The sequence below is a fragment of the Agrobacterium sp. DKPNP3 genome, from assembly GCF_052686535.1.
Map to the genome: position 1 here is coordinate 1 of NZ_JBQYSN010000136.1, position 9,371 is coordinate 9,371.

Below are 9,371 nucleotides of genomic sequence, written 5' to 3' on the forward strand. Positions count from 1 at the left end.
GCTGTGTCTGCCTTGCGGGTTCTTCCGGGATCGAGACGGAAGCGGTCGCCGCCTGCTGCGGCAGAGATGCCCGGCGCTCCTGCTGGATAATGGCTTCGCCCTTTTTTGCTTCGCTCTCCTGGCGCGGCAGCGCCTTCAATTCCGGCTCCTGCACATCCCTGACAATCGGAATGGCGCCAATGCCGCTCTCGATCACGATATCCGTCGGGCCGCCGATCATCACCAGATGTTCCACATTGTCGCGTCGCACCAGCACCAGACGGCGTCGCGCATCGACGGCCGTTGCGTCGAGAACCTGCAGGCGCGGCTGACGGTTGCGGCCGCCCCGGATGAACGGGGCCGAACCGCTGCGGCGGCGAATGAGCCAGAGCACGATCGCCAGAATGAGCAAGGCCACGCCAACACCGACCACGGCGACAATGAGATTGTTTCCATAGGTGCCGATAAAATCATCCATCATGGACATCATCCCTTCAGACTTTTTTCGAGCAATTAATATTGCCGCGGTTCTCATAATGTGAACGTCGAGCAGGAAAAGACGATTTTTTAAGGGAAGATACAAGCTTTCTTCTCGCCGCCCCACAGTTTAGTCAATCCAGCCGAATACCCGCCACGAAAGCGCCACATCCTGGCTTTCAATGCTCAGCGACACCGAAGGTTGCAATTTCAAGCCCAAGGGTCTGCCAATTGTTTGCTGTGTTGCTCCATAATCGATTTCCTAGGATTTATTCGACACTCGCCCTGGCCTTCGTTCTCGTAGGGCCATCGACTGTGAGGGCAGAGGACGATAGTGCCCAAACGTCAAAGACGATGAAGCAATTCGTACAGGAAAACCCCTCCTGTATCGATTTCACCGATGGTTGCTCGGTCTGCACTGTCTCGCAGGGAGAAATTTCCTGCTCTGCGCCGCGGATTCAGTGCCAGATCAAGCCGCTCGTGTGTACGAAGCCGTAAATTCACCGGTTTTTCAGGCGGATCAGGTGTTTTCGCTGTGCGTTTTTAGGCCTTTGTGTCCTGGCGGAGCTTTTTGCAGGTCTAGCGAGTTGCTACAAGAAATTCTGCTGCCCGATTCCGTCGAGGAATAAGGCCGACCGAATGACGACCTGCACGACTGCGAGGCCAAGATGACACGGGTGCGCGAGACAAGCGACAACGACCTTCCGCTGGTGGACAGGCGCGCCCGTTCCGGCACGGTGCTGCGTATTCTGCTTCTCGCTGTCGTCCTGATCGCTGCTGCGGCCGCTTTCGTCTACTTCAAGGATTCGCTGGAAAACGAAATCGTGCTCGGCATTCTTGGTGTGCTGGCCATGATGGGCATTTTCTTTCTGGTGTCGTCGATCATCGGCTTCATCGAAGTCATGCCGCAGTCGCAGTCAGATGGCCTTGCGCGCCGGTTCCTCTCCGCCCACCCCGAAGGCACGCTGATCACCGATGCCAAGGGGCATATGGTCTACGCCAATGCCACCTATTGCCGGATGAGCGGCACCACCAAGGCAAGCGACATACAGAGCCTCGAGACACTGTTGTCGCGCAGTCGCGAATCGACGGAGGCCCTTTACCGGCTGATCAACGTTCTGCGCGAAGGCCGCGACGGCTACGAAGAGTTCCGGTTGCTGAAGCCGCTGGGGGAGGATTCCAATCAGGGTCCACATTGGTACCGGTTGAAGGGCCGCGTGCTGAAAGATGCGGGCGGCGAGGGGCTGCACGTTTTCCAGATCGCCGATATTACCCCTGAGCGCGAGGATCAGGAGCGCTTTTTCCGGGAGTTGCAGAACGCCATCGATTATCTCGACCACGCACCGGCCGGGTTCTTTTCCGCGGGACGCAAGGGCGAGATCGTTTACCTCAATGCCACGCTCTCGGAATGGCTGGGCATTGATCTTGCACAGTTTTCGCCGGGCTCGATGACGATCTCCGACATCGTGGCCGGCGAAGGCATGGCCCTCATCGAATCCGTTCATCCGCAGGGTGCTGCCAAGCGCACCGAAATTCTCGACCTCGACATGCGTCGCGTCAATGGCCAGAGCATGCCCGCGCGCCTCGTGCATCAGGTCACCGCCAAGGATGGAGCCCCGGGCGAGAGCCGGACGATCGTGCTGATGCGGCCCAAGGGACAGGAGGATACCGAATCCTCGTCCGCCATGCGCTTCACACGCTTTTTCAACAATACACCGATGGCAATCGCCTCACTCGATGGGGAAGGCCGAATCCTGCGCATCAATGCGCCTTTCCTCAAGCTGTTTTCCGGCGTCGTCGGGCGTGACGATATCGACCGCGGCGTCGCGCTTGAAACTGTTCTACATGACAATGAGAAGCCGCGGCTGGAGCAGGCGCTCGCCGAAGCCAAGGATCGCCAGGGCGATATCGCGCCCTTCGATTCCCGCCATCCAAGCGATGAGACGAGGCATTTCCGATTCTACGTCAACGCCGTCATCGATCAGGACGACGAGGCGCCGGAAGAGGTGGCAATCGTCTACGCCATTGAGGTGACTGAGCAGAAGGCGCTCGAAACCCAGATGGCGCAGACGCAGAAGATGAATGCGGTGGGCACGCTCGCGGGCGGCATCGCCCACGACTTCAACAACGTGCTCACCGCGATCCTGCTGTCGTCGGACCATCTGCTGCTGCAGGCGCGTCCGGCCGATCCGAGCTTTGCCGATCTCATGGAGATCAAGCGCAATGCCAACCGCGCCGCCGTGCTGGTACGCCAGCTTCTGGCATTCTCGCGCAAGCAGACCATGCGCCCGGCAATCCTCAACCTGACCGACGTCATCGGCGATTTGCGGATGTTGGTGGACAGGCTGATTTCCGGCACCAATGTCAAGCTGGAGGTCGATTACGGCCGGGATCTGTGGCCGGTGAAGACAGACCTGTCGCAGTTCGAGCAGGTGCTCATCAATCTCTGTGTCAATGCGCGCGACGCCATGCCCGATGGCGGCAAGATCACCATCAGGACGCGCAATGTCGACGCAAAAGAGATCGGTGCGCTCGGCCGTCCCGAATTCCCGGCCGAAGACATGGTGATGGTGGAAGTTGCCGATAACGGGACGGGCATCCCGCCGGAGATCATGGACAAGATCTTCGAACCCTTCTTCACCACCAAGGAAGTGGGCAAGGGCACGGGCCTCGGCTTGTCGATGGTCTATGGCATTGTCAAGCAGTCGGGCGGCTACATCTATCCCGAATCGGAAGTTGGCAAGGGAACGGCCTTCCGCATCTACCTGCCACGCCATGTTGTCGAGGCCGTTCAGGTGAGCGGCCAGCAAGTGGGTGAGGCCGCACTCGCGCCTGTCGTGGCGGCGGAACCCGCAAAGGAAGAACCGCTCGACCTCACCGGCAAATCCGCCGTCGTGCTTCTCGTCGAAGACGAGGAGGCGGTGCGGCGCGGCGGCAAGCGCATGCTGGAAACGCGCGGCTACACCGTGCACGAGGCAGGCTCCGGCACAGAGGCGCTGGAGGTGATGGAGGAACTGGAAGGCAAGGTTGATATTGTCGTCTCAGACGTTGTCATGCCGGAAATGGATGGCCCGTCGCTTCTGAGAGAGCTGCGCAAGTCCTACCCGGATCTGAAATTCATCTTCGTATCCGGTTACGCCGAAGATGCTTTTGCCAAAAACCTGCCGGCAGACGCCAAGTTCGGTTTCCTGCCGAAACCCTTCTCGCTGAAGCAACTCGCCATCGCCGTTCGCGAGATGCTGGACGACAAGGAGTAGGGAGCACGGGCGGCGCAGATTCGTCTGTCCTGTCGTCGCTCTACCGCGTCAACCCACTGCAGAAATGCCTGCCGACACCAAGGCTGGGCGTCGTGCCTTGCCCGGGCTGGGCTCTATCCGCACTTTTCATGATGTTTCGCCGCTTCGCAAACGCAATAGTGATTGCACGCTAGCGCAAGGGGCTTAAAATCGCATTTTAACGACCTAGATATGGAGAGGCGAAGTTCTCCCTCCTGGCAATCAGCTGTCGGTTTGAGAACAGTTTGGAGAATGATGAAAGATGATCGCTAAGCCGATCTACATGCAGGGCGAGGGCGAAGGGGAAGACGGGGGCGGTACCAACCGCGGAACGTCTGTTATCACCCGCGTTAAGCCGAAGACGAAAAGACCGAATTTGTACCGTGTTCTTTTACTGAATGACGACTACACTCCCATGGAATTCGTTATTCATATTCTGGAGCGTTTCTTCCAGAAGGATCGCGAAGCGGCAACGCGCATCATGCTGCACGTGCACCAGCACGGCGTCGGCGAATGCGGGGTGTTTACATATGAGGTCGCAGAGACGAAAGTAAGCCAGGTCATGGATTTCGCCCGACAGCACCAGCATCCGCTGCAGTGCGTCATGGAAAAGAAATGAGGATCGCAACGTGCCAACTTTTTCCCCGAGTCTCGAGAAGGCGCTGCACCAGGCACTGACCTTTGCAAATGAGCGTCACCACGAATATGCGACGCTCGAACATCTCCTTCTGGCGCTGATCGACGACGCGGATGCCGCAGCCGTCATGGGTGCCTGCAATGTCGATCTTGATGCGCTTCGCAAGACTGTCAACGATTATGTTGACAATGAACTGACCAACCTTGTCACCGGTTACGACGAGGATTCCAAACCGACATCCGGCTTCCAGCGCGTCATTCAGCGCGCCGTGATCCATGTTCAGTCGTCGGGCCGTGAGGAAGTGACCGGCGCGAACGTGCTTGTGGCAATCTTTGCCGAGCGCGAAAGCCATGCGGCCTATTTCCTGCAGGAGCAGGAAATGACCCGTTACGACGCGGTCAACTACATCTCCCACGGCATTGGCAAGCGCCCCGGCACGTCTCAGACGCGCACGCCGCGTGGCGCCGACGAACCGGAAAGCGAAAACAAGCCGAACCGGAGTAATCCGGAAGAGGACGGATCGTCCGCCAAGAAGCAGCAGGATGCGCTGAAGGCTTATTGCGTCAACCTCAACGAGAAAGCCAAGAATGGCAAGATCGATCCGTTGATCGGTCGTCATGACGAGGTCAACCGCACCATCCAGATCCTCTGCCGCCGCTCCAAGAACAACCCGCTTTATGTGGGTGATCCGGGTGTCGGCAAGACGGCGATTGCCGAGGGTCTCGCCAAGCGCATCGTCGAAGGCAAGGTGCCGGAGGCGCTCGCCAATGACACGATCTTCTCGCTCGACATGGGCACGCTGTTGGCCGGCACCCGTTATCGCGGTGATTTCGAGGAGCGTCTGAAGCAGGTCGTCAAGGAACTCGAAGAGTTTCCGGGCGCGGTTCTGTTTATCGATGAAATCCACACCGTCATCGGCGCGGGCGCGACTTCCGGCGGCGCGATGGATGCGTCTAACCTGCTGAAGCCTGCGCTTTCGTCGGGTGCAATCCGTTGCATCGGCTCGACCACCTATAAGGAATATCGCCAGTTCTTCGAAAAGGACCGCGCGCTGGTGCGTCGCTTCCAGAAGATCGACGTCAACGAGCCGTCGATCGATGATGCGATCGCGATCATGAAGGGCCTGAAGCCCTATTTCGAGGATTACCATCACCTCAGATATTCCAACGAGGCGATCAAGGCTGCCGTCGAGCTGTCGGCCCGCTATATTTCCGACCGCAAGTTGCCGGACAAGGCTATCGACGTGATCGACGAAACCGGTGCGGCGCAAATGCTGCTGCCTGTTTCCAAGCGCCGCAAGCTGATCACCGAACGGGAAATCGAAGCGACCATCGCGACGATGGCCCGTATTCCTGCCAAGACGGTTTCCAAGGATGACGAGATGGTTCTCGCCAACCTCGAAAAGGAACTGCGCTCGGTCGTTTACGGGCAGGACATCGCCATCGAGGCACTGGCTACGGCCATCAAGCTGGCCCGGGCGGGCTTGCGCGAACCGAACAAGCCGATCGGCTCCTATGTCTTCTCCGGCCCGACGGGCGTGGGCAAGACGGAAGTGGCCAAACAGCTTGCCGCTTCGCTCGGCGTCGAGATGCTGCGCTTCGACATGTCGGAGTACATGGAGCGTCATACCGTGTCGCGCCTGCTTGGTGCACCTCCCGGCTATGTCGGCTTCGATCAGGGCGGTCTCCTGACCGATGGCGTCGATCAGCATCCGCATTCCGTGGTGCTGCTGGACGAAATCGAAAAGGCGCATCCCGACATCTACAATATTCTGTTGCAGGTGATGGACCACGGCTCGCTGACCGACCATAACGGCAAGAAGATCGACTTCCGCAACGTCATCCTCATCATGACGACGAATGCCGGTGCCTCCGAAATGGCGAAGTCCGCCATCGGTTTCGGTTCTTCGCGCCGCACCGGTGAAGATGAAGAGGCGATCAACCGGCTGTTCACACCGGAGTTCCGCAACCGTCTGGATGCGATCATTCCGTTCTCGCCGCTGCCGACCGCCGTTATCCACAAGGTCGTGCAGAAGTTCGTCATGCAGCTGGAAACCCAGCTCTCCGAGCGCAACGTCACCTTCGATCTGCATGAAGATGCGATCTCCTGGCTGGCGGAGAAGGGTTACGACGAGAAGATGGGCGCTCGCCCGCTGTCTCGCGTGATCCAGGAGAACATCAAGAAGCCGCTCGCCAATGAAATCCTCTTTGGCAAGCTGAAGAAGGGCGGCGTCGTCAGCGTCACCGTTGGCAAGAAGGATGACGGTGCCGATGGACTCATACTCGAGGTTCTGCCGGAGACCGCACCTGTCAAGCCGCAGCCGGAAGCCGAGCTGAAGGCGGCGAAGTCCCCCGGCAAGGCAAAGTCGAAAACCTCCTCCAAGGCAGCCAAAGCCAAGGAAGAGGCGGATGTTCTCGTCGCCGAAGCCGATAAGTCCGACGACGCCGACAAGCCGCGGCGCAAGACCAATGCGGTACCCAAGGTGCCGAAGAAGAAGTAATCACGGTCTTTGATCGATAAACAGATGCCGGGCGAAAGCCCGGCATTTTTATGCATGAAGCCTGCCGCTCTTTCTGGCATTGAGGGCACAGTTTCATATTTCATCCAGTATGACGTTGCCCGACGCCACGGCGTTTTCAGACGACATGCACGAGTGGGTTTGCAATGCAAAATGCCGACAGTCACACCATCCCATTGCGCGGCTGGTTTTTCAGGGGAATGCGGGGCATTTTCTCGCTGCCTTCGCTTATTCTCATGACATCCTTCGTCGGTTTCAGCGCTTTTGCAATGGAATCGGGCGTGGCCCGCGGCGAGGCCGTCTTCATGACGCTGTTCATCTGGGCATTGCCCGCCAAGATGATCCTGATCGGCTCCATGGTTGGCGGTGCCAATCTCGCTGCGTGCTTTCTGGCGGTGACTTTGTCATCTGTCCGCATGATGCCGATGGTTGCCTCCATCGTTCCCGAGATGCGCGGCGCAAAGACGCCGACCTGGATCTTGCTGTTTCTCTCCCACTTCGTTGCGATCACAGCCTGGGTCTTCGCGACGCAGAACCTCTCGAAGGTGCCCCGTGAGGGCCGCGCTGCTTGGTTTGCCGGTTTCGGTATCACGCTCACCGTGGTCAATGCGATTATCGTAGGCCTTTGCTACGGTGTCGTCGCCGCGTTTCCGCCGCTGGTTGCTGGTGTGCTGTTCTTCCTGACGCCCGTCTATTTTATCGCGTCCATCTGGGCCTCGGCGCGTCACTCGGTCGTCAATGTTGCCTTTGTCATCGGCGTTATCGCCGGTCCCGCCTTTGCTGTGATCGCCCCGGAATTCGACATTCTCTACGCCGGCATCGGCGGCGGAACATTGGCCTATGTGATCGACCGTCTCGTTTTCCGCCGCAAGATCAAACCGACGTCGCCGGAAGGGGAACCATGATGACTGACCATTGGTGGGCACCCTACCTTTTCATCGCCATCGCAGGCTGGCTCGCGACCGATATCTGGCGCTGGCTCGGCGTGCTTGCAGGCAATCGGCTGAAGGAAGATTCCGAGGCGCTTTATTGGGTGAGGGCGGTCGCAACCGCCCTCGTCATGGCCGTCACCGCCAAACTGATCGTTTTTCCGACGGGAACGCTTGAGTCCTCGCCGATGTGGCTGCGCATCGGTGCGGCAGTACTCGGCTTTATTGCCTTTCTGGCCGCCGGCCAACGCGTCATCGTCGGCGTCGCGGTCCCGATCGTGCTCCTGGCAGGCGGACTTTTCGCGCTGGGTTTCTAACCTAGTATTAAAACTCCCTGTTTAAACTCCCCAATCAAAACAGGGATCCAACGCCATGCAATTATTTGCAGCGGAACGTTTCGTCGTTAGCTTTATCGCTTTATTATTTGTCGTTGATGCCGCATTGATTGTAGCAAGGGGCATCAGCGTGGATTATGCTGGGTACCTCCTGTGCGTATTCGCGGGTGCCGGCGTCTTTCTTCTCGGGCAATTCTATCGCAGAAGCGGGCGCGATGATCGTATAGCAGCCACCCTTATGTCAGGAGGGCTCTTTATCCTCTTTACCCTCGCGGCCTCCATCTTCAACTATATGTTACTGCCGATTGCGTTTCCGACGCTCGATCATGTGCTTTTCGCTGTGGACGCGGCATTTGGCTATGGTTGGGAGGAGATTGTCATCTGGGCTGCAACGCGTCCGTGGATCGGGACAATCCTGTTCTTCGTTTATGCGACATCACTTCCCCAGCTTCTATTGATTGTCCTCACTCTGGGCTTTACGGGCAAGAACCGGCTGCTGCATCATTTCCTCATCACCGGGGTGCTCGGCGCTTTTGCGAGCATTGTTTTCTGGATATTTTTCCCGACATTCGGACCGTCTGCCTATTTGGAGCTGCCCCAATGGGTCCCCCAGGCAATTCCTCTGGCGGTGGGCAATGAGTATGGGCAGGAACTGAACCGTCTTGCGACGCAGGGCGTTGACTACCTTTCGCCCAAAAACGTCTTGGGCCTTATCGGTTTTCCGTCGTTCCACATCTTCATGGCGGCAATGTCTGTCTGGTTCGCACCAAGGCACTGGTGGGCGATGCTCGTCATCCTACCGCTTAACCTGTTGATGCTGCCGGCCGTCCTTGTGCAGGGCGGGCATCACGTTTCGGATATTTTTGGCGGTCTCGTAACCTTTGCCATCATCTGCGCCGTCTCGGGCCGGTTGCTCCAATGGTTGTCGGCAAAAGAGGGTATGGATAGGGTGGCCGAGGCGTCGGGTCAGATCATGGTGGCGGAATAGTCGCCCCGGCTTCGCGTGCTTCCGTGGCAAGCCAGTGCGCTAGAAGCCTCGCCGATGTACTCATTTCCGCCGTTTCCACCAGCCAGTAATATTTGTCCCTGTCGGCGGCGCGCTCGAAGAGAACGGTAAGTTCGCCCTCCGCAATCTCGTCGCGCAGAAGTGCTGTCGGACAGAGACCGACGCCATGGCCGGCCTTCAGCGCTGTTACGAGAAGATTGAAGTCGGCGAAAATC

General features: G+C 58.3%; 7 protein-coding genes and 1 pseudogene. 6 read left to right on the forward strand and 2 right to left on the reverse strand.

Annotated features, from left to right (window positions below):
• Positions 1-469, reverse strand: a 469-nt coding sequence (locus tag ACUTJJ_RS23545; RefSeq protein ID WP_445543613.1) for a flagellar biosynthetic protein FliO, incomplete at its 3' end; no start/stop codon positions are given.
• Between the two features lie 655 nt (positions 470-1,124).
• Between ACUTJJ_RS23545 and cckA the strand changes: the two genes are divergently transcribed.
• The 6 genes from cckA (at position 1,125) to ACUTJJ_RS23575 (ending at position 9,138) form a co-directional block, all read left to right on the forward strand.
• A complete protein-coding gene (cckA, locus tag ACUTJJ_RS23550; RefSeq protein ID WP_209088598.1) occupies positions 1,125-3,713 on the forward strand; it encodes a cell cycle histidine kinase CckA in 2,589 nt (862 codons plus the stop codon).
• Positions 3,714-3,993: 280 nt separating this feature from the next.
• Positions 3,994-4,350: an ATP-dependent Clp protease adapter ClpS gene (clpS, locus tag ACUTJJ_RS23555; RefSeq protein ID WP_003502541.1), complete on the forward strand. Its 357-nt coding sequence runs from the start codon at positions 3,994-3,996 to the stop codon at positions 4,348-4,350.
• A gap of 10 nt (positions 4,351-4,360) precedes the next feature.
• Positions 4,361-6,868: an ATP-dependent Clp protease ATP-binding subunit ClpA gene (gene clpA, locus ACUTJJ_RS23560; RefSeq protein WP_063949076.1), complete on the forward strand. Its 2,508-nt coding sequence runs from the start codon at positions 4,361-4,363 to the stop codon at positions 6,866-6,868.
• A gap of 164 nt (positions 6,869-7,032) precedes the next feature.
• The gene (locus ACUTJJ_RS23565) at positions 7,033-7,791 is read left to right on the forward strand and encodes an AzlC family ABC transporter permease (protein ID WP_445543614.1); all 759 of its coding nucleotides are present in this window, start codon (positions 7,033-7,035) and stop codon (positions 7,789-7,791) included.
• Positions 7,788-8,132, forward strand: coding sequence for an AzlD domain-containing protein (locus tag ACUTJJ_RS23570; RefSeq protein ID WP_296070641.1), 345 nt, complete (start codon positions 7,788-7,790; stop codon positions 8,130-8,132). Before ACUTJJ_RS23565 ends, ACUTJJ_RS23570 begins: the two co-directional genes overlap by 4 nt.
• A 55-nt stretch (positions 8,133-8,187) precedes the next feature.
• Complete coding sequence (locus ACUTJJ_RS23575) at positions 8,188-9,138, forward strand: phosphatase PAP2 family protein (RefSeq protein WP_445543615.1); 951 nt, start codon at positions 8,188-8,190, stop codon at positions 9,136-9,138.
• On the opposite strand, the pseudogene ACUTJJ_RS23580 reads toward ACUTJJ_RS23575, so the two are convergent.
• Positions 9,122-9,371 (reverse strand): annotated as a pseudogene (locus ACUTJJ_RS23580) (transcriptional regulator); the annotation flags it as partial. The gene ACUTJJ_RS23575 and the pseudogene ACUTJJ_RS23580 overlap by 17 nt on opposite strands.

What these genes read in the sequence shown, in the direction of transcription:
- cckA (WP_209088598.1), top strand. Translation starts at nt 1,125, where the DNA reads ATGACACGGGTGCGCGAGACAAGCGACAACGACCTTCCGCTGGTGGAC.
- clpS (WP_003502541.1), top strand. Translation starts at nt 3,994, where the DNA reads ATGATCGCTAAGCCGATCTACATGCAGGGCGAGGGCGAAGGGGAAGAC.
- ACUTJJ_RS23565 (WP_445543614.1), top strand. Translation starts at nt 7,033, where the DNA reads ATGCAAAATGCCGACAGTCACACCATCCCATTGCGCGGCTGGTTTTTC.
- ACUTJJ_RS23570 (WP_296070641.1), top strand. Translation starts at nt 7,788, where the DNA reads ATGATGACTGACCATTGGTGGGCACCCTACCTTTTCATCGCCATCGCA.
- ACUTJJ_RS23575 (WP_445543615.1), top strand. Translation starts at nt 8,188, where the DNA reads ATGCAATTATTTGCAGCGGAACGTTTCGTCGTTAGCTTTATCGCTTTA.